Source organism: Hymenobacter sp. (assembly GCF_036387835.1).
GTDB lineage: Bacteria > Bacteroidota > Bacteroidia > Cytophagales > Hymenobacteraceae > Hymenobacter.
Genome location: NZ_DASVSY010000042.1, coordinates 1 through 17,266, shown reverse-complemented (window position 1 = coordinate 17,266; position 17,266 = coordinate 1). Strand labels below are relative to the sequence as shown.

General features: G+C 54.3%; 19 protein-coding genes. 14 read left to right on the top strand and 5 right to left on the bottom strand.

Translation table 11 applies throughout. The features are described 5' to 3' along the window. Positions 1 to 57 precede the first annotated feature (57 nt). Together VF639_RS08525 and VF639_RS08520 are read right to left on the bottom strand one after the other, a co-directional pair. Positions 58 to 1,815: a pyruvate dehydrogenase complex dihydrolipoamide acetyltransferase gene (locus tag VF639_RS08525; protein ID WP_331145471.1), complete on the bottom strand. Its 1,758-nt coding sequence runs from the start codon at positions 1,813 to 1,815 to the stop codon at positions 58 to 60. Positions 1,816 to 1,990: 175 nt separating this feature from the next. Further along, a complete protein-coding gene (locus tag VF639_RS08520; RefSeq protein ID WP_331145470.1) occupies positions 1,991 to 2,605 on the bottom strand; it encodes a histidine phosphatase family protein in 615 nt (204 codons plus the stop codon). Positions 2,606 to 2,793: 188 nt separating this feature from the next. Here VF639_RS08520 and VF639_RS08515 point away from each other — a divergent pair, with 188 nt between their 5' ends. The 6 genes from VF639_RS08515 to VF639_RS08490 all read left to right on the top strand — a co-directional run bounded on the left by VF639_RS08515 (position 2,794) and on the right by VF639_RS08490 (position 8,804). Beyond that, positions 2,794 to 3,240, top strand: coding sequence for a hotdog fold thioesterase (locus VF639_RS08515; protein ID WP_414654689.1), 447 nt, complete (start codon positions 2,794 to 2,796; stop codon positions 3,238 to 3,240). Next, positions 3,240 to 4,484: a chorismate-binding protein gene (locus VF639_RS08510; protein ID WP_331145468.1), complete on the top strand. Its 1,245-nt coding sequence runs from the start codon at positions 3,240 to 3,242 to the stop codon at positions 4,482 to 4,484. Before VF639_RS08515 ends, VF639_RS08510 begins: the two co-directional genes overlap by 1 nt. Before the next feature lie 123 nt (positions 4,485 to 4,607). After that, positions 4,608 to 6,335, top strand: coding sequence for a 2-succinyl-5-enolpyruvyl-6-hydroxy-3-cyclohexene-1-carboxylic-acid synthase (gene menD, locus VF639_RS08505; protein WP_331145467.1), 1,728 nt, complete (start codon positions 4,608 to 4,610; stop codon positions 6,333 to 6,335). A gap of 115 nt (positions 6,336 to 6,450) precedes the next feature. Next, positions 6,451 to 7,275: a 1,4-dihydroxy-2-naphthoyl-CoA synthase gene (menB, locus tag VF639_RS08500; protein WP_331145466.1), complete on the top strand. Its 825-nt coding sequence runs from the start codon at positions 6,451 to 6,453 to the stop codon at positions 7,273 to 7,275. Positions 7,276 to 7,359: 84 nt separating this feature from the next. After that, a complete protein-coding gene (locus VF639_RS08495; RefSeq protein WP_331145465.1) occupies positions 7,360 to 7,722 on the top strand; it encodes a single-stranded DNA-binding protein in 363 nt (120 codons plus the stop codon). After that, entirely contained in the window at positions 7,719 to 8,804 is a 1,086-nt protein-coding gene (locus VF639_RS08490; protein WP_331145464.1) for a tyrosine-type recombinase/integrase, read from the top strand. The genes VF639_RS08495 and VF639_RS08490 overlap by 4 nt, the downstream gene beginning before the upstream one ends. A 429-nt stretch (positions 8,805 to 9,233) precedes the next feature. Here the strand turns inward: VF639_RS08490 and VF639_RS08485 are convergent, their stop codons facing one another. Further along, positions 9,234 to 9,431, bottom strand: a complete 198-nt coding sequence (locus VF639_RS08485) for a hypothetical protein (protein WP_331145463.1) — start codon at positions 9,429 to 9,431, stop codon at positions 9,234 to 9,236. 242 nt (positions 9,432 to 9,673) lie between these two features. Between VF639_RS08485 and VF639_RS08480 the strand changes: the two genes are divergently transcribed. From VF639_RS08480 to VF639_RS08465, 4 genes are all read left to right on the top strand, one after another. Next, positions 9,674 to 10,171 (top strand): hypothetical protein, encoded by a 498-nt coding sequence (locus VF639_RS08480; protein ID WP_331145462.1) that lies wholly within the window; start codon positions 9,674 to 9,676, stop codon positions 10,169 to 10,171. Between the two features lie 158 nt (positions 10,172 to 10,329). Beyond that, on the top strand, positions 10,330 to 10,842 hold the full coding sequence (locus VF639_RS08475; RefSeq protein WP_331145461.1) for a hypothetical protein: 513 nt from the start codon (positions 10,330 to 10,332) through the stop codon (positions 10,840 to 10,842). Between the two features lie 124 nt (positions 10,843 to 10,966). Next, entirely contained in the window at positions 10,967 to 11,635 is a 669-nt protein-coding gene (locus tag VF639_RS08470) for a hypothetical protein (RefSeq protein WP_331145460.1), read from the top strand. A 501-nt stretch (positions 11,636 to 12,136) separates the two neighbouring features. Continuing rightward, positions 12,137 to 12,298 carry a DUF1810 family protein gene (locus VF639_RS08465; RefSeq protein WP_331145497.1) on the top strand — a complete coding sequence of 54 codons (162 nt, stop codon included), beginning with the start codon at positions 12,137 to 12,139 and terminating at the stop codon, positions 12,296 to 12,298. Positions 12,299 to 12,386: 88 nt separating this feature from the next. Here the strand turns inward: VF639_RS08465 and VF639_RS08460 are convergent, their stop codons facing one another. Further along, positions 12,387 to 12,605: a hypothetical protein gene (locus tag VF639_RS08460; protein WP_331145459.1), complete on the bottom strand. Its 219-nt coding sequence runs from the start codon at positions 12,603 to 12,605 to the stop codon at positions 12,387 to 12,389. A gap of 163 nt (positions 12,606 to 12,768) precedes the next feature. On the opposite strand from VF639_RS08460, the gene VF639_RS08455 reads away from it, so the two are divergent. Together VF639_RS08455 and VF639_RS08450 are read left to right on the top strand one after the other, a co-directional pair. Continuing rightward, positions 12,769 to 13,218 (top strand): hypothetical protein, encoded by a 450-nt coding sequence (locus tag VF639_RS08455; protein WP_331145458.1) that lies wholly within the window; start codon positions 12,769 to 12,771, stop codon positions 13,216 to 13,218. Between the two features lie 49 nt (positions 13,219 to 13,267). Further along, the gene (locus VF639_RS08450; protein WP_331145457.1) at positions 13,268 to 14,404 is read left to right on the top strand and encodes an AMP-binding protein; all 1,137 of its coding nucleotides are present in this window, start codon (positions 13,268 to 13,270) and stop codon (positions 14,402 to 14,404) included. A 992-nt stretch (positions 14,405 to 15,396) separates the two neighbouring features. Here VF639_RS08450 and VF639_RS08445 read toward each other — a convergent pair. Next, positions 15,397 to 16,119, bottom strand: a complete 723-nt coding sequence (locus VF639_RS08445) for a hypothetical protein (protein ID WP_331145456.1) — start codon at positions 16,117 to 16,119, stop codon at positions 15,397 to 15,399. A 173-nt stretch (positions 16,120 to 16,292) separates the two neighbouring features. Between VF639_RS08445 and VF639_RS08440 the strand changes: the two genes are divergently transcribed. Then, the gene (locus VF639_RS08440) at positions 16,293 to 16,736 is read left to right on the top strand and encodes an ABA4-like family protein (RefSeq protein ID WP_331145455.1); all 444 of its coding nucleotides are present in this window, start codon (positions 16,293 to 16,295) and stop codon (positions 16,734 to 16,736) included. Between the two features lie 34 nt (positions 16,737 to 16,770). Next, positions 16,771 to 17,151, top strand: coding sequence for a hypothetical protein (locus VF639_RS08435; RefSeq protein ID WP_331145454.1), 381 nt, complete (start codon positions 16,771 to 16,773; stop codon positions 17,149 to 17,151). The last annotated feature ends 115 nt before the right edge of the window (positions 17,152 to 17,266 follow it).

The following is a 17,266-nucleotide window of genomic DNA, read 5'->3' as shown; positions in this document are numbered from 1 at the left end:
AAAAAAAGCCAGCCCTTGCGGACTGGCTTTTTCAGACAGGTGTACTGTCGACTTCTATCAGATGAGCATACGCATAGGGTCTTCGAGCAGGCTTTTCAGCGTCTGCAGGAAGGCGGCACCGGTGGCGCCGTCTACTACGCGGTGGTCGCAGCTGAGCGTTACTTTCATGAGGTTGCCGATGGTTAGCGCACCATCCTTCACCACGGCGGTTTGCTTGATGCCGCCTACAGCCAGAATACACGCATCGGGCGGGTTGATAATGGCGGTGAACTCATCGATGCCAAACATGCCCAGGTTGGAAATGGTGAAGGTGCTTCCCTCCCACTCGGCGGGCTGCAGCTTCTTGCTCTTGGCCTTGCCAGCCAGCTCTTTCACCTCGGTAGCAATAGTCGAGAGGCCTTTGCCGTCGGCGTTGCGCACCACCGGCACCAGCAAGCCTTCGTCCACGGCCACGGCCACGCCAATGTTCACCACCTTGTTCTGGCGAATTTTGTCGCCGAGCCACGAGGAGTTGACGGCCGGATGCTGCTTTAGCGCCACGGCGGCCGCTTTGATAACTAAATCGTTGAACGACAGCTTCACCGGCGACAGGGCATTGAGCTGTGTGCGCACTTCCATGGCCCGGTCCATCAAGATTTCCATCGTCAGATAGAAATGCGGGGCCGTGAACAAGCTCTCGGAAAGGCGGCGGGCAATAACCTTGCGCATCTGCGACACGGGCGTGTCGGTGTAGTCTTGCGAGGCGGGTTGAGTTGCGGGAGCCTTGGTTTCGGGCGCGTCCGGAGCGGCCGTTTCCGGCAGTGCCGCTTTAATGTACTCTGGTTGCTCCGTTGTAGCAGGAGCAGGAGCGGCAGGAGCAGCGCTAGGCTGCACACTTTCCAGGTCGCGGGAAATGATTCGACCGTTTTCGCCCGAGCCTTTGATCGTTAGCAGGTCGATGCCTTTTTCTTTGGCAATGCTCTTGGCCAGCGGCGAAGCCAGCAGACGACCACCAGCGGGTTGCTGCGTGGTGGTAGCGGCTTGCGGAGCGGCAGTTGCGGCAGCGGGTGCCGGAGCAGCCGGCGCGGCCTCGGGTGCTGCTGGAGCAGGCGCCGGGGCGGCACTACCGCCGCTTTGCCCGCCTAGCAAGGCTTGCACGTCGGCGCCTTCTTCGCCAATGATAGCCAGCACGCCATCCACGGCAATAGCCTCGCCGTCCTTGGGCCCGATATAAAGCAGAGTGCCGTCCTCATAGTTTTCCAGCTCCATGGTCGCCTTATCGGTTTCGACTTCGGCCAGCACGTCCCCGGATTTCACTTTATCACCCACTTTCTTCAGCCAAGCGGCAATCGTGCCTTCGGTCATGGTGTCGCTCATTTTAGGCATCCGCACCACGGTGGCTTTCTTGCCATTGCCGGCCGAGGCGGCTGGCGCGGCAGCTACAGGAGCAGAAACCGGCGTAGCAACTGGTGTTGGAGCAGGCGCCGCAGGAGCGGCCTTCGGAGCTTCGGGAGCAGGGGCAGCTTCGGCTTTGGGCGCTTCAGTTGCAGCAGGAGAGCCGCTTTGCCCGCCAGACAACAGGCCCGAAAAATCCTCCCCCTCTTTGCCTACGATGGCCAAAATGCCATCCACGGCCACCGACTCTCCTTCTTTAGGGCCGATGTAGAGCAAGGTGCCGTCCTCATAGTTTTCCAGCTCCATGGTCGCCTTGTCGGTTTCGACTTCGGCTAGCACGTCCCCGGATTTTATTTTATCGCCTACCTTCTTGAGCCAAGTGGCAATGACGCCTTCCGTCATTGTGTCGCTCATTTTGGGCATTTTTATGATCTCGGCCATCTGCTTCTGCGGTTGAAATGAGTGGGCGTCAAAATTAGCCCGAAAATCCGGTGGTGCAAACGTAAGAGTGAATGAGTGAATGAGCGACTGAGTGACTGAGTGAAGTAGCCTCTGTCAGCAGGTAGCCGCGCCATTTGCGCCAGAGGCTACTTCACTCAGTCACTTATTCGCTCATTCACTCCAAATGGGCTACGTCTAGGAAGTTGCGTATGGTGAACATGGAACCGGTGTAGTGTACTTTATATAAGCACAGGTTGCGGTGTTCGAAGGCATCCATGCGGCTTAGGGGGTAGTTGAGTAGTTGGCAGAGCAGCACCCGCATGGCGCGGCCGTGCATGCACACCAGCACGTTTTCTTCTTCGGGGCGGCTTTTCAGCAGCTCGATGAAGGGGCGCTGTCGGGCCGCTACTTCGTCGGGGCTTTCGCCGCCGGTGAGGCGGGCGAAGGTTTCACCGCAGTTCCACTGATCGAGTACGCCCTGGTACTCGACATCCTCTTCGGCCGTAATGCGGGTGCCTTCGCGCACACCCCAACTAATCTCGTTGAGCGCCGCATATTGCTCGTGCGGCAACCCTAGCTCCAGAAAACCCTGCACCGATTGGTGCGTGCGGCGCAGCACCGACGTGTAGACTTTATCGAACGGAACCTGCTGGTAGGCCGCGAAGAACTGGCTGGCCTGCTGGCGGCCTTTTTCATTCAGATCGGAATCGACGCCACTGCCCTGCACGATGTTCTGCACGTTGAAGTCGGTCTGACCGTGGCGGATCAGGTATATTTTTTTGACGCTCACTTTCGGGCTAGCTTTGCTGTTTAGTCTTTTGAGTGGCAAGACGCTACTAACAAGCAAGTGGACTTGGTTGGCACAAGGCGTTGACAAGCAAAGCCTTGCAAAAAACTTGACTACCTGCTGCTACTGTCTTACGACTTATAGAGTGTTATTGATTCTGGCCTTACAGGCTTCAATGCTACGCTTTTCCAATGCATATGGCACAATTTCCCACTGATCCTGCGCAAATCAATGCTTGGGCCAAGAACACCTTAGGCGAACACCTTGGCATCGAGATAACGGCAGTAGGGAAGCAAACAATAACCGGCCGTATGCCCGTCGACCACCGCACTCACCAACCCATGGGCTTGCTGCACGGCGGGGCCTCCGTGGCCTTGGCCGAAACGCTTGGCAGCATTGGCGCTACCCTACAGGTTGACATACGCAAAAAGGCCTGTGTAGGGCTGGAAATCAATGCTAATCATCTCAAAGGCGTGAAGTCGGGCTACGTGGTGGGCGTGGCTACCGCGCTGCACGTGGGCCGCAGCACGCAGGTGTGGGAAATCCGCATCACCCACGAAGAAACGGGTGCGCTGGTGTGTATCAGCCGCATTACCATGGCCGTTATCGACCTGCCCGCCGCCAGCACCACTGCCTGATGCAACCGCACGAACTTCGGCAGCTACCTTGGCCGGTAGCGGCGGCGAACCTGAGCGCCTCGGACCGGCTACGCCACCTGGTGGCGGGGGCTTTGCGCACCGGTAGGCCGCTGGCGATGTGGCGTGAACCGGGCACCGTGCACCCGCGCCTAGTAGTGGCCCGCTCTCTTGAAGCCGCCTACACGGGCCTGCCGCCCGCCCTGGATGCCGCCGCCCCGGCCGGCTTTGCCTTCTTCCCCTTCCGCGACTCCGACCACAACCCGGCCCTGTTTCTGCCCGCCGACGTGCGCTTCGACGTCGCCCAACCCGATACCGTAGCTGTTGCCCCGGCCGCCCGGTCGCTGATTCCGGCGCTGACGGCCTGGTTGGCCGTTCCGCCAGTCGAGCAGCTGGTGTGGCCTTATAGTACGCAGCCGGCCCCACACGCCGCCACGCAGGCCGAGTACGCTCAGCTCGTTCAAACGGGCGTGGCGGCCATCGAGGCGAAAACAGTGCTGAAAGTAGTGTCTTCGCGGGCGGCGCGCCAGCCACTACCGGCCGGCTTCGACCCACTGGCGGCTTTCACCGAGTTGAGCGAGAAATACCCGCTGGCGTTTGTGTCGTTGGTGAGCGTACCGGGCGTGGGCACCTGGCTGGGCGCTACGCCCGAAGTGCTGGCCGAAGTGACACCCGATGGCACGTTCCACACGATGGCTTTGGCCGGCACGCAGCCCCTTGTTCACGGTCAAGCGCCCAACACGGCTATCTGGCGGCAAAAGGAAATCGAGGAGCAAGCCTTAGTGGCCCGCTACATCGTAAACTGCTTCAAACAGTTGCGCTTGCGCGAATACGACGAAACCGGCCCGCGTACGGTAGTGGCTGGCGAATTACTGCACCTACGCACCGATTTCGAGGTGTACTTGCGCCAGGTGCCGTTCCCGAACTTGGGCACCGATATGCTGCGCTTACTGCATCCCACGTCGGCCGTAGGTGGCATGCCTAGGCAGGCTGCCCTGGATTTCCTGCACCGCCACGAAGGCTACGACCGGGCCTACTACAGCGGCTTCTTAGGCCCCGTGAACCTGCCGGTGGCCGGCGTCTCGCGTCTCTACGTAAACCTGCGCTGCCTCCAGCTACGCCCCACCGAAGCCATCCTCTACGCCGGCACCGGCCTCACTATCGACTCCGACCCCACTCGCGAGTGGCAGGAGACCGAGTTAAAGCTCACTACGATGGGGGCGGTGCTCCGCGTAGTGAATGAGTGAGGTGGTGAATGAGTGAAGTAAGTAGCCTCCAGGGCACATGGCGCGGCCATTAGCGACCATCTGCTACTTCATTTATTCATCACCTCACTCATTCACTCACTTACCAATTCACTCATTCACTCTATGCAGGCTGTTCATAATATTGCTGAAATCTGCGCCCGGCATGGCATTACGGATGTGGTGCTGTCGCCGGGTTCGCGCTCAGCCCCGCTGACGCTGGCTTTTGCCCGCCACCCCGACCTTACGGTGCGGGTGGTACCCGACGAGCGGGCAGCAGCCTTCATTGCCTTGGGTATGGCACAGGCGCAGCAACGGGCAGTGGTGTTGGTGTGCACCTCGGGCACGGCGGGCCTCAACTACGCGCCGGCCGTGGCGGAAGCGTATTTTCAGCATATTCCACTGGTTATTTTCACCGCCGACCGTCCCCCGGAATGGATCGACCAGCTCGACGGCCAAACCATCCGCCAGCGCAACCTCTACGGCGCCCACGCCAAAGGCACCTTCGATTTCCCGGTTGATACCAGCCACGCCGACGCCAAATGGCATTCGGCCCGCATTGTGAACGAGGCCATCAACCTGGCACAAGCTAAACCAGCGGGGCCAGTGCAAGTGAACGTGCCGCTGCGGGAGCCTTTTTATCCGAAGCAGGGAGAGGAAATCCGGTACGAGCAGGATGTGAAAATCATTCGGGATGGTGGGACTGAAACGTCGTTGGATGCTTTCTCCAAAGAGTCTATCACAAACCAGCCAGACCCGAACACGTTGTTTAACCGCACGCTGGTGGTCGTGGCGCAGCATACGCTGGATGCAGAATTAACTGAAGCGCTCAGCGTATTCTGCCGGCGGAGCGGCGCCACTATTGTAGCCGATGTTATCAGCAATGTTGGGAGTGAAGTATCGGCAGTTTCTTTTCAGGACATCTTTCTGGCAGGCCCAAATCCAGAGTTCCTACGTGAGCTGCAACCGGAGCTGCTGATTACGGTTGGCAACTCGCTTATCTCGAAAGCACTCAAGCAGTTCCTGCGAAAATACCCTGCTAAAAAGCACTGGCACATTCAGCCGCACACCCAACCTGTAGCTGACGTGTTCCGCTCGCTCACCGATGTTTTTCGAGTGAACCCCGCTGTCTTCTTTCAGGAATTAGGCCCAGCGTTTTCTCAGGAAAACCGATTGGCTGCCTACCCCTTTAGTGGAAACTGGCAGGCTGCCAATCGCCGGGCAACGGACTTGCTGGCTTCCTTTTTTTCCGCAGAAGCGCCTTTCAACGAGTTTTCAGCCTTCCGCATGGCGCTGGAGGCCATACCTGAGTTGACCGCCCTGCACCTGGCTAACAGCATGGCGGTGCGCTACGCCAACATCCTTGGCCTACCGCAAGGCCGCCAAATCGAGGTTTTCGCCAACCGGGGCACCAGTGGCATCGATGGCTGCAACTCCACGGCCGTAGGCGCGGCCTTGGCGCAGCCGCAGCGGCCCGTCGTGCTGCTGACGGGCGACGTCGCGTTTTTCTACGACCGGAATGCTTTCTGGCACAACTACCCGACGCCCAACTTGCGGGTGGTACTCTTCAACAACCACGGCGGCGGCATCTTCCGCATCATCGACGGACCGCGCCAGCAGCCGGAGTTAGACGAGTTCTTTGAGACTCACCAAGCCCTGACCGCCGAGAACACCGCGCGGGATTTCAACCTGCGGTATTTCCCAGTTTCGTCGTTCGCTGAACTAGAGTCGGCGTTACCGGTTTTCTTTGCACCCGAAACCGGCGCGGCCCTGCTCGAAATCACCACCGACAGCAAAACCAACGCCGAGTTCTTCGAGCACTACCGTACCACTGTCAAAACATCTTTCTCCTAAAACGCCTCTGTGAATTTTTGCAGCACCGCCGCGAACCTCTGCGGGAATCTAGTTATGTACTAGCAGAGGTTCGCGGCGGTGATACAAAAATTCACAGAGGATAAACGCCAAAAACATGGCTGAACAACTTACCTGGACTCCGATCAAGGAGTTCCGCGAAATTCTTTTCACGCAGGCTGGCGGCATCGCCAAAATCAGCATCAACCGCCCGCAGGTGCACAACGCCTTCACGCCCCTCACGGTGCAGGAGATGATTGAGGCCATGGACATCTGCCGCAACCGCACCGACATTGGCGTCATCATTCTCACCGGTGAAGGCGGGAAGGCCTTCTGCTCGGGCGGCGACCAAAGTGTCCGCGGCCACGGTGGCTATGTCGGCGAGGATGCCATGCCCCGCCTCAACGTGCTGGATCTGCAGAAGCTGATCCGCTCCATTCCCAAGCCGGTGATAGCCATGGTGGCGGGTTGGGCCATTGGGGGCGGCCACGTACTGCACGTAGTCTGCGACCTGACCGTAGCTGCTGAAAACGCTCGTTTCGGCCAAACTGGCCCCATGGTGGGTTCCTTCGACGGCGGCTTCGGCGCTTCCTACTTGGCGCGCATTGTCGGGCAGAAAAAAGCCCGTGAAATCTGGTTCCTCTGCGACCAGTACAACGCGCAGGAGGCCCTCGATATGGGCCTCGTAAACAAAGTAGTGCCCCTGGAGCAGCTCGAAGAAACCACCGTGGCCTGGTGCCACAAGATTCTGGAGAAAAGCCCGCTGGCGCTCCGCATGCTCAAGTCATCGTTCAACGCGGAGCTGGACGGTCAGGCCGGCATTCAGGAACTGGCTGGCAATGCCACGCTGCTCTACTACCTCTCCGAAGAAGCTAAAGAAGGTAAAAACGCCTTCCTCGAAAAGCGCAAGCCCGACTTCTCGAAGTTTCCGAAGTTTCCGTAAAGCAGAATCTCTTGCTTAAATACTTAAAGCGCTTTATATTCCTATTTATAAATAGGAATATAAAGCGCTTTTGCGTAGTGCATCATGAGAGGTTTAAATAAAGTAACCCTGATCGGCAACCTGGGCAAGGACCCGGACGTGCAGGTGCTGGAAGGCAACGTGGCCGTAGCAAAATTTTCGCTGGCTACTTCCGAAACGTACCGCGACAAGAGCGGCCGCCCGCAGACGCACACCGACTGGCACAGCATTGTGCTGTGGCGCGGGTTGGCCGAGCTGGCGCAGGCCTATCTGCGCAAAGGCAGCCTGGTATACGTGGAGGGCAAGCTCAAAAGCCGGCACTACGATGATGCCGAAGGCCGGCGGCACTACGTGACGGAAATCGTTGGCGAACAGGTGCTGATGCTCGACCGGAAAACCGGCGACGCACTACCTCCGCTCAGCGCATGAAAGCGGCTGTATCGTTGCGGCTGCTGGAGTCACGCACCGAGTTTCAGGTGTTCTTTGCTTACGCCGACGCCGCCGTGCGTGGGGCACTGCTGGCGGCCGGCATACAGTACGCCGCCGGTGCCCGGGGCTACGTGCTGCCGGCCACGCCCGAGGCCGTAGCGCCCCTGCGGCAGGCTTGTCGGCAGCTGGGCGTGCCACTGCACGTGCCCGCCGTGCCAGCGCTGGCGCAGGAGCTGCCACCGCCCACCGCCCACGATGTGCTGCTCACCCGCTACAGCCAGCGCATCACGCTGAGGCGCTATAGCCCCCAAACGCTGAAAAACTACCGGAGTGCTTTTCAGCAATTTCTTAGCTACCACGCGCCGCGCCTGCCCTTGGAGCTGAGCAAGCAGGAGGTGCTCGACTACCTGAGCCTGCGCGTTGCGGGCGGCATTTCCGAAACCTACCAGAATCTGCTCATCAACGCCATTAAGTTCTACTACGAGCAGGTGGAAAGCCAGCCGCGCCACTACTACGAAGTACCCCGGCCCAAACGCCCGCTCCAGAACCCGAAAGTACTGGCCAAGGAGGAAGTAAAAGTGCTGCTCCAGCTTACTGCCAATCTCAAGCACCGCGCCATGCTGATGCTGGCGTATGGCCTGGGCCTACGGTTAAGCGAAATCCTGGCCCTCACGCCCTTGGATATTGATAGCCGCCGAATGGTACTTTACGTGCGCGGTGGCAAAGGCAAAAAAGACCGCGACTTACCGCTGCCGGTTAGCCTGTTGTATCTGTTGCGGGAGCAGTACCGCCACTACCGCCCGGCCATCTTCGTGTTTGAAGGTACGCAGCCCGGCGAAGCGTATAGCGAACGAAGCCTACAGCACGTTATTAAACAAGCGGCGGCTCGAGCCGGTATTCACAGACCAGTTACGATGCACATGCTGCGGCATTCGTATGCCACCCACCTGCTGGAAGCAGGAACCGACATCCGCGTCATCCAAGACCTGCTTGGACATAGCAGTATCAAAACCACCGAAATCTACACCCATGTCGCCCAGCACAAACGCCCCATCTCACCGCTTGATGACCTGGGGCTGTGATACCGGCTATGTCATCAATACAACTACTGCTAGCTGTATTGATGACATAAACTTGCGTACTAAGCGCCGCTTGACGACATTTCAATCCTATTGACACTGTCGTCAATACAACCGTTAGCCGCCACTGTTTTGAGTGGCTTTTTTGCAGAACTGTTTACTGTTTTTAGGCAGCTTTAGCTTGACGAGGAACGTGAAAAGTTTAATTATTTGCAAGCAGATTCGCGTGAGGAAACGCAATAAGATTTGAGTTTTTTTGCTTGTAGACAGGTTTTAAAACCTAAAGATATTTGCTTTAAAACGGTTTCAAAGTCGAGAATTTCCGAGAAATTTTAAACGTGAATCTGAAAGCTTTTTAATTTTTAAAGGCAGGTTTTTAGTGACGAGGAATTGTATTTTAAAACTGTTTACAAGTTGAAAATCCATGCAATTTTAAAAAGACAAACGCATAAGTTTTTCAACTACAAAATCAGCTTTCGGTGGACAGAAAACATTCGCTTTAAAATTGTTTCCAGGTTGAAAATTTGCGAAAATTTTAAAGAGAATTTCAAAAGCTGTTGCCAATTTTCTACCAACTTTCTGTGGACGAAGAACGTGAATTTTATAAACCAAAACGTTTGAAAAAATCATAAAAGTGAGAGTTGAATTTATTTTTGTGAAAGGAAATTATTGCTAAGAGAGGTACTCCTTTCATCGAAAAGTTTTAGAGAAAATAAAAACAGCGGCGGCTAACAGTGTGTTTATAAAATTGTGGCTGGACGAATGCGCATTCGACTTTAAATCATTATTTTGCTTTTGTGGTTGGGTGAGACGGACGTTTTTCAAATTCCACAACTTCATAAACACTTAAACGTTAGGCGTAATTTGAGATCATGGCAGCGGAAATAGCCAATTATAAAGCAAACCTTACTGCATTTGTGGAAAGATTGCAAAAGTCATTTGTTTATAAAATAGTTTTCTCGGTAGACAGACAGCCAACATTTGACTTAGACATAGTTCCTTTCAATTTTAGGTATTCATTCTCTGCTACGCTGGTTACTGATAGAGGTAATTTCAAAATCTCTCCTGCTATGACTTCTGAAGGATTTGAAACTTTTTGGACAAAACAATTGGAGCAGCCAGAAGATAATGGAGAGGTTGAAAACATCAATTCCATCATAAAAGCTATTCATTCTGAGACTATGAAGAGCTTTAAGCTTCCTTTTAAAATGACCATACAATTCGACCAGAGTGAACTTATATTGTACTGTGCTGAAATATATGGTGACAAGGATGATACCCTTCGGTATAATGCATATGACGAAATGTTATTGGCTTTTGACAATAAACAGGAAGCGGCAAAGTTTGAACAGCTCATAAACTACGCCTAACAGCAGTTTTGCAAAAGTTGGGCTGAAGTAATAAATTAAATCAGAAAATCGCTATTCAGCTTTTGTACATAGGTTAGGCAGAAGAACAACAAATGCCCACACGAACGCAAAGCCCCGAACCGTTGTGTGCTATACGGCGACAACTCTCAAAAACCAAAATGACTGAAAGAGACGCTAAAATGATTGGCAGCAAGCAAGGATTTATTTCTGTTGGACTTGGACTGTTGATTGCTCAACTTATCATGACTGCAATGATCTCTTCAGACAAGGGCTTTTTCAAAGCATTCTTTTGGTTTACAACAATTGATTATAAGTTGAACATCTTCGTTGGAGCATTCATTATGCTTGTATGCGGACACTTTTACGGACAACTTGCAGGCAAAGCAATTCTAATTAAGAACAGGAATTTCATTTTAGTGGGTTTTTTATGTGGTATGGCTGTATTGCTGACAACAGCCTTTCTTGCAGGTTGGACTGGTTTCATTCAGGAAGGCATTGACAATATTGGAACAAATGATAATCCGTTTGAAGATTACATTTTCAAGCCGCTTTTCTGGGTGACAATCTTTGGAGCAATTCCTGCCTTTATTGTTGGAATATGGTTCGGTCGACAAATCAAAGTGAAAGGCAGAAAGCTTGACAAAATGTACAGCACACAACAGCAGCTTTAAAAAATAAGGGCTTACGAATATGTACTGAACATAACACCTTTAATCAGCAGCAGGAAGTAAATGTAGCTGAAGCTTTCAAATTCCCTTACTTCTTAAAGCTGTAAAACGCTCGTAGCCACAATTTATGACCGCCCGAGTGCTTGAAATACTGCTGACTGACAGATGCAAAAGTTTGGACTTAAAGCGGAAAGCTTTTGAGACTCTTGGAACAATACTTTCTGACACATCAAGCAATGACGAAATTGATTTAGGTGGTTTTGACAGAACTGAAATCAAAACCATGTTTGATAGGTTTGAGTATCAAGTTGACAAACGACACTCTGGTTCAGTTATCAGAACTAAGGTTGGGCTGTACGTTGAAGACACCAAAAATGTATGGCTGGACAGTTTAGAGCCAATCGGCTACTATGAACTTGAGACTGACTTCAATGGCGAAATTTTAGACGACTATTTTGTGATCGAAAAGCAGAAGTATGTTGATGACATTGCGATTGTTTCTCATTTTCAAAACATGAACAAAATTCTTCCTTTGGGGTATTTGAGACGAAATCACATTCAATATGAACTCGTGGCCTATATTTCTTTAGTTGGAACGCTGTTTATTAGTAAGCAGTTCGAAGGAACAGGTAGGTTTATAAAACGAGCATACACGTATTTGGAAACGACTGACAACAGCAGACTTGACCAGAACTATCTAAAAGAAAGTAAAAGCTTTTTGAAGATGATGAAGAGTTATCTTGTCAGAAACAACTTGGTTACCGAAGGCTTGAAAGAAGAACTTCAACAAGAATAAAACTGTGGCTAACATGGTATTGCCAAAAGCGGGGGGCTTGACAATATCTATTAAGCTGACGGAGGTAAATGAACATTTGTAATTCTATTGAACGGTAGCGCTGAAATCTCCCGCCTTCGGCAATACCTGAAACGTACGCGTAGGCGCAAGCATTGTACAGTCTTTCACTACAGTTTAGCGGGACAATTTTGTAACTTTACTACATGGAACTATAGCGATTTAGTGAACAGCGTACCCGCTAGTAGAGACGCCCCGTTGCGTCTCATCGTCCGCGCCGTCTGCCTAACCATCGTTCAACGACGAGACGCAACGAGGCGTCTCTGCAGCACGATGTACACACCGTTCACTAAACCACTATAACAAAATGTTTACAATATGGCTGCTTCGAAATTATCTTTCAACTAAGAGACAGTATTCAGCAACAACAAAGTAATTGAAGCGACAGAATGGAAATGCAGCCACTGCACAACCACCTGTCCCATTAGCTGCTACAATTAAACTATTCAGCTTAGCAAACCTGATAATGACAATATAAAGCTCCAGTCTTTGATGACGCTGTTTGAGGTACTGCCGAGTGCCGACCCGATTTTCCAGGCCGTGCTGGACAAGTTCAGCCGCGGCAAAAAATATCGCAAAATCTTGCAGCTACTTGAGAAGCACTAAATCCGGGCACATGCGCCGCTATCACTGCAAAAAGAAAAGCGCTGCCCTGACGGGTGGCGCTTTGTCTTATGCACAAGTCTCTTTAAGTTTAAAATATCGAGCCATAGGCCGCGCAGCCCTGGCACCAGCCGAAGAAATTGCGCAGACGCTCATCTTTAGCCTCTTTCTTCCGCAGCTTGCGGGCCCGACGATCTGCTTTGGCAGCTAGTTCTGCAGCCGGCGAAACCAAATGATAGCGGAGCGTGATATAGCGCCGAAAAACAAAAGTACGGACGCCTACAAACGGGGTGGGGATGGTGTATTGCATGGCGGAGACGGTTGGTGATGGTTGTTGAAGATACATTTTTAATTCGTTGAATGTCAAGAGCCAGCCGGTTTTTCTGACTTTCGGGCGGGAGCTTCGTATGCTGGTTTAGTTGTTTGCTAGCCTGTTATTGACCCGCACTGAGCCGCCGGCCCCTTCTCCTACCATGACCGACGCTGATTTTCACCGAGCTATCCGGCGCATCCGATGGCGACACTGGCTGCACTTTGCCGTGCAGGGTTTGTTGATGGGGAGCTTGGTGCTGGCTGGCGGCAGCAAGGTGGCAGGAGGAGCGTCGCCGCAGCCGCTGCTGGCTTCGTGGCCGCTCTTGTTACTGCTGGGGGCTCTGTTGCCTCTGGCGGGGCTGCTCTTGTATCTGGTTTCCCGCCGGATGACTCCTAACCTGCGGCGTCCCGCAGAGCAGAACCTGCGCGTGTACCAGGGCCGTATGCTGTTGCGCAACAGCTTGCTGAGTTTGCTAGGGTTGCCGCTGCTGGTTTCGTATGTATTTACGCGCAGCACCCTGGAACTGGTGGCCTGCGGCGTGCTGCTGCTCGCTTTATGCGCACTAACGGTACCTTCGGCCAAGGCTTACCAGCGTTGGTTGCTTAGTTAGGGCATCTTTACTGCTTGGTAGCCGATTTTGCTGATTTCTTTCTCTTCCTATGGCTTCTCCTTCCGACCTGCTCCCCGATTCCCTCCTCCTCAACGGCCGCGAATTTCGCTACGCCGATATTCAGTTGTATCCGGCCACTACGCCCGTCGACCTGAACGGCTATGAAGCCAAGGTGCTCGACTTTTGCCGGCAGTGGCTGAACGGCACCCAAGAGGTGGCCCTGCACACCAGCGGCTCGACGGGCCAGCCGCAACCCGTACTGATGAAGCGCCAGCAGTTGGAAGCTTCCGCCCGCCGCACCGGCGACTACTTCGACCTCGGCCCCGGTGACCGAATGCTGGTGTGTTTGAACTGTGAGTTTGTGGGCGGCATGATGATGCTGGTGCGCGGCTTCGAGCGGCGCATGCACCTCACGATTGTGGAGCCTCAAGCCGACCCGTTTACCCTGGTGTCGGCCGAAGCAGAATTCACGTTTGCCTCGTTCGTGCCCTTGCAGCTGCGGGCGGTGCTGACAGCCGGACACGCGCCGCGCCTCAACCAGATGAAAGCTGTTCTGGTGGGCGGGGCTACCGTAGACCAAAGCTTAACCAAGGAAATTCAAAGCTTAACAGTACCCGTGTACCTCACCTACGGCATGACCGAAACGGCCTCGCACATTGCCCTGCGGCGCCTCAACGGCTCGAAGCTTAACAGTGTCTACCACGTGCTGCCGGGCATTGAGGTAGGGCAAGACAAGCGCGGCTGCCTCACCGTGCGCGCCGACGTAACCGACGACCAGCTCATCACCACCAACGACCAGGTGAAGCTGCTGGACCCGCACACCTTCGAGTGGCTAGGCCGGATGGATTTCGTGATAAACAGCGGCGGCGTGAAGGTGCAAGCCGAGAAGGTGGAGCAGGTGCTGGAAGTAGCCCTGGTAGAGCTCAATCTACCCGCTCGCCGGGCCTTTGTAGCCGGCCGCCCCGATGCGCGCCTAGGCGAGCAAGTGACGGCCTACCTGGAAGGCGAGCCACTGCCGGAAGCGCAGCAGCAGCAGTTGCTCAGCCTGCTTCGCAAGCGCCTGAGCAAGTACGAGCGCCCCCGTGAGCTGGTGTACGTTGGAGAGTTCCGGACGACGGCTTCCGGCAAGCTTGATCGGCGGGCCATTTTGCAAAGCCTACCCACCGAAACCGAAACCCAAGAGTAAGCCACATTAGCTATTATCCACCAACAAGCCTCCTGTCCCGTCTAGTCCAGACGTAGGGTCAGGAGGCTTGTTCGTTGCTGAGAATTAGCCCTCGTGTTCTTATGAAATTTTCGGCTGGCCCGGCTCTATCTGCACACGGACAGCAGCTCCCGAATAGGCAAGCTTAAAAGCACACCCCGTATTGTGCAAAAACCTAGAGCTCGTACGTGACCTTTTCTATAAAGCAAGCAGCAAAAACTGGCACTCGTCAATGAATATTTCATTCTCACGCTTACTATTTATATCCAACTATTCTTTCGGGTAAAGCCATTTCGTAACTTGTACTTTAACCAAGCTACATCATGGCTCTAATACGCTTATAGCTTATAATATTTCATTATAGGAGTATCATACTTCTATACTCCGCAGGTAGTGTCAACGCACGTATCTAAGAAACCTGCACAGTGCCTCTAGCCTGAAAATTCGTTTAGGCAAGGGGGTTACAAGGCTTATCCTTTACTGCATTTATGAGAAAGTATCTACTTACCTGGCTTGTTCTTACTGCTTTTCTTATAGGGTTTGTCTTGGGCCGCGTTAATAGCATCCCCCGCGCGCCGCGCCCCACTCCCCCGCTCCTGTTGGTACACATTGCATCAGCGGAAGCTGCGTCAGATTGTTGATTGCAGCCTTAGCATACCGACAAGAAGCAATTCGTTTACAGTTTAGATATAAGAACTTATTTGGATAGACCTATCTATTTGAATAGGCCGTCCTGCTCATCTGGCGTAGGCGCAGCCGAAGTCGACGCATCTCGCTAGGAGGGTATATACGACTCCAGCGTCAGCACGCGAGATGCTTGCTTCGACAAGCGGACGCCAGATAGAGCATGACGTTCAGCATGATGGTTGGTTTGGCAACGTTAGCAAGCCCGCTAGATACTTTGAATGCGCCTTTTTAGGCACGCCTTTACAGACAGGCAACTACCTGCGGAGCACATTACCACTTCCCTTATTTTACCAGTCGGCGCGGCGCAGGCCTTGTTGGGTGAAGAGACGCTCCCGGCCGCGGAATACTTTGTACAGGTCGCCGAGCGAGAGTTTGACGCGGCCGTAGAAGATTGGGCCGTTCAGCTCACGCTGCGTGAGGTTGTTTACAAGTACCGGCTGCCGCCAGCCTACCCCGCTGCCCAAGCCTAGCCAACGATAGATGCGCATTTGGGCGGCCAAGGCCGGTTCGACCAGCCAGATAATTCTTTTTGAAGAACGAACTTGGCTTTCATCGGGCAAGGTGTACTGCGCGTAGGTTTTGCCGACGCCTAGCTGAAGCTGGGTAGCTATTTCCCACCGCGGATTGCCTAGCACCACGTACTCGCCGTAGCCTGCCACATAGCGCAGGCGCACCTCCGCCCTGGTGTTGGCCGGTAGCTCGGCCGGAATGGGTTGGCGCGAGGGAATGCCATTGCTGAGCAGATACACCCCGATGCCGGTACGCAGCCGGCCCCGCCACTCGACGCCCAGCTTCAGGCCCGGAATGGTAACGAAGCGGCGGTTGATAATGGAATTGCGAATGTCGAGCTGAAACACCGGCCGCCGGTGAGGCTGCCGCACCGTCATGCTGTCGTCGAGCGGCGGGGCTACCGGGTGCGCAATACCGGCCTGCACCGGTTCAAGAAAACTAAGTCCTAGGCCCAACGCCAGCAGAACCAGCCGCCACATGTTTTGAAACAACAGTATCACGTTGCAAGGTACGATTGGGGCGTGGGAAGAGGTTGCCTCACGCTGGAAACCCCACACGCTTCACCCGGGTACGGTTGACGCTTCATCGGCCCTAGTAGCCGGTTCACCCGTTTTGTGGGAGCCAGAGCGCCAAGCAACCTGTACTTTAGAGCTATCAATTAAGCGCGGCTACCATGGCTCTCACCCCCGATTTTCTGTTTTCCCTCGCCAATCCGATTGCCTTTGTAGGCTGGGTGCTGCTGCTATTTGCTCCGCGCCGGGTGGTTACGCGCCGCTTGGTACTCGGCGGGGCACTACCGCTGGCGCTGGCGGTTGCTTACGTGCTCTTGATTGGCAGCCACTACCTGAGTGCTCACGCTTCTGAAGGGGGCTTCAGCTCGTTGTCAGAAGTAGCCACTCTCTTTCGCGACCCTTGGGCGCTGCTGGCTGGTTGGGTGCATTACCTGTGCTTTGATTTGAGCATCGGCATTTGGGAAAGCCACGATGCCAGAAAGCGCGGCGTGCCGCACCTGCTGCTGGTGCCGGTCCTATTGCTCACGTTTCTGTTCGGCCCACTGGGGGGGCTGCTTTACGCGCTGCTCCGGCACTCGTACCCGGCCCCGGTTTTGGCCGCCTGATGCTCGTCACTTTCCACTACCCCTTCTTTCAGCTATGAAAATCCTCGCCCTTTCCGGAGTTCCCGTCACTGACGGAGCCGCTAGGCTTGCTTCTTCGCTATTCAACTCTGTGCGTACCTGGCTGGTAGTGTTGCACCGCGTTAGTCGGGTGCTGTCGTGGGCGGGGTGGCTGCACCTGGTGCTGCTGCCGGGTGCCTTGCTGGGCCTGGCTTTCGATGAGCGGTTGGTAACGAACGTAAATCCGTGGATCAAGCCGCTGAAGTTTCTTTTCTCCGACATCATCTATCTGTGGAGTCTGGGCTGGCTGCTGGCCGACTTACCTGCCACCGCGCAACGGGCAGTGCGGCTGATTAGCTGGGGCGTGGCGGTGGCCATTTGGGTTGAAATCCTAGCTAACTCAAGTTGCGGGGTATAGGGGAGGCAGAAAAAAAGTCTGTTCGGCAAGAACAGACTAGGTTTGAAGTATTCGACCCCTTCAACTCCTGCTGACCATGCGCGAACAGACCGTTGCAATGTACTGCTTCCTGGAT

Excerpts from the sequence above, each read along its gene's own strand:
- VF639_RS08525 (WP_331145471.1), bottom strand. The coding sequence starts at position 1,815 with ATGGCCGAGATCATAAAAATGCCCAAAATGAGCGACACAATGACGGAA.
- VF639_RS08515 (WP_414654689.1), top strand. The coding sequence starts at position 2,794 with ATGCATATGGCACAATTTCCCACTGATCCTGCGCAAATCAATGCTTGG.
- VF639_RS08510 (WP_331145468.1), top strand. The coding sequence starts at position 3,240 with ATGCAACCGCACGAACTTCGGCAGCTACCTTGGCCGGTAGCGGCGGCG.
- menD (WP_331145467.1), top strand. The coding sequence starts at position 4,608 with ATGCAGGCTGTTCATAATATTGCTGAAATCTGCGCCCGGCATGGCATT.
- menB (WP_331145466.1), top strand. The coding sequence starts at position 6,451 with ATGGCTGAACAACTTACCTGGACTCCGATCAAGGAGTTCCGCGAAATT.
- VF639_RS08495 (WP_331145465.1), top strand. The coding sequence starts at position 7,360 with ATGAGAGGTTTAAATAAAGTAACCCTGATCGGCAACCTGGGCAAGGAC.
- VF639_RS08490 (WP_331145464.1), top strand. The coding sequence starts at position 7,719 with ATGAAAGCGGCTGTATCGTTGCGGCTGCTGGAGTCACGCACCGAGTTT.
- VF639_RS08485 (WP_331145463.1), bottom strand. The coding sequence starts at position 9,431 with ATGATTTTTTCAAACGTTTTGGTTTATAAAATTCACGTTCTTCGTCCA.
- VF639_RS08480 (WP_331145462.1), top strand. The coding sequence starts at position 9,674 with ATGGCAGCGGAAATAGCCAATTATAAAGCAAACCTTACTGCATTTGTG.
- VF639_RS08475 (WP_331145461.1), top strand. The coding sequence starts at position 10,330 with ATGACTGAAAGAGACGCTAAAATGATTGGCAGCAAGCAAGGATTTATT.
- VF639_RS08470 (WP_331145460.1), top strand. The coding sequence starts at position 10,967 with ATGACCGCCCGAGTGCTTGAAATACTGCTGACTGACAGATGCAAAAGT.
- VF639_RS08460 (WP_331145459.1), bottom strand. The coding sequence starts at position 12,605 with ATGCAATACACCATCCCCACCCCGTTTGTAGGCGTCCGTACTTTTGTT.
- VF639_RS08455 (WP_331145458.1), top strand. The coding sequence starts at position 12,769 with ATGACCGACGCTGATTTTCACCGAGCTATCCGGCGCATCCGATGGCGA.
- VF639_RS08450 (WP_331145457.1), top strand. The coding sequence starts at position 13,268 with ATGGCTTCTCCTTCCGACCTGCTCCCCGATTCCCTCCTCCTCAACGGC.
- VF639_RS08440 (WP_331145455.1), top strand. The coding sequence starts at position 16,293 with ATGGCTCTCACCCCCGATTTTCTGTTTTCCCTCGCCAATCCGATTGCC.
- VF639_RS08435 (WP_331145454.1), top strand. The coding sequence starts at position 16,771 with ATGAAAATCCTCGCCCTTTCCGGAGTTCCCGTCACTGACGGAGCCGCT.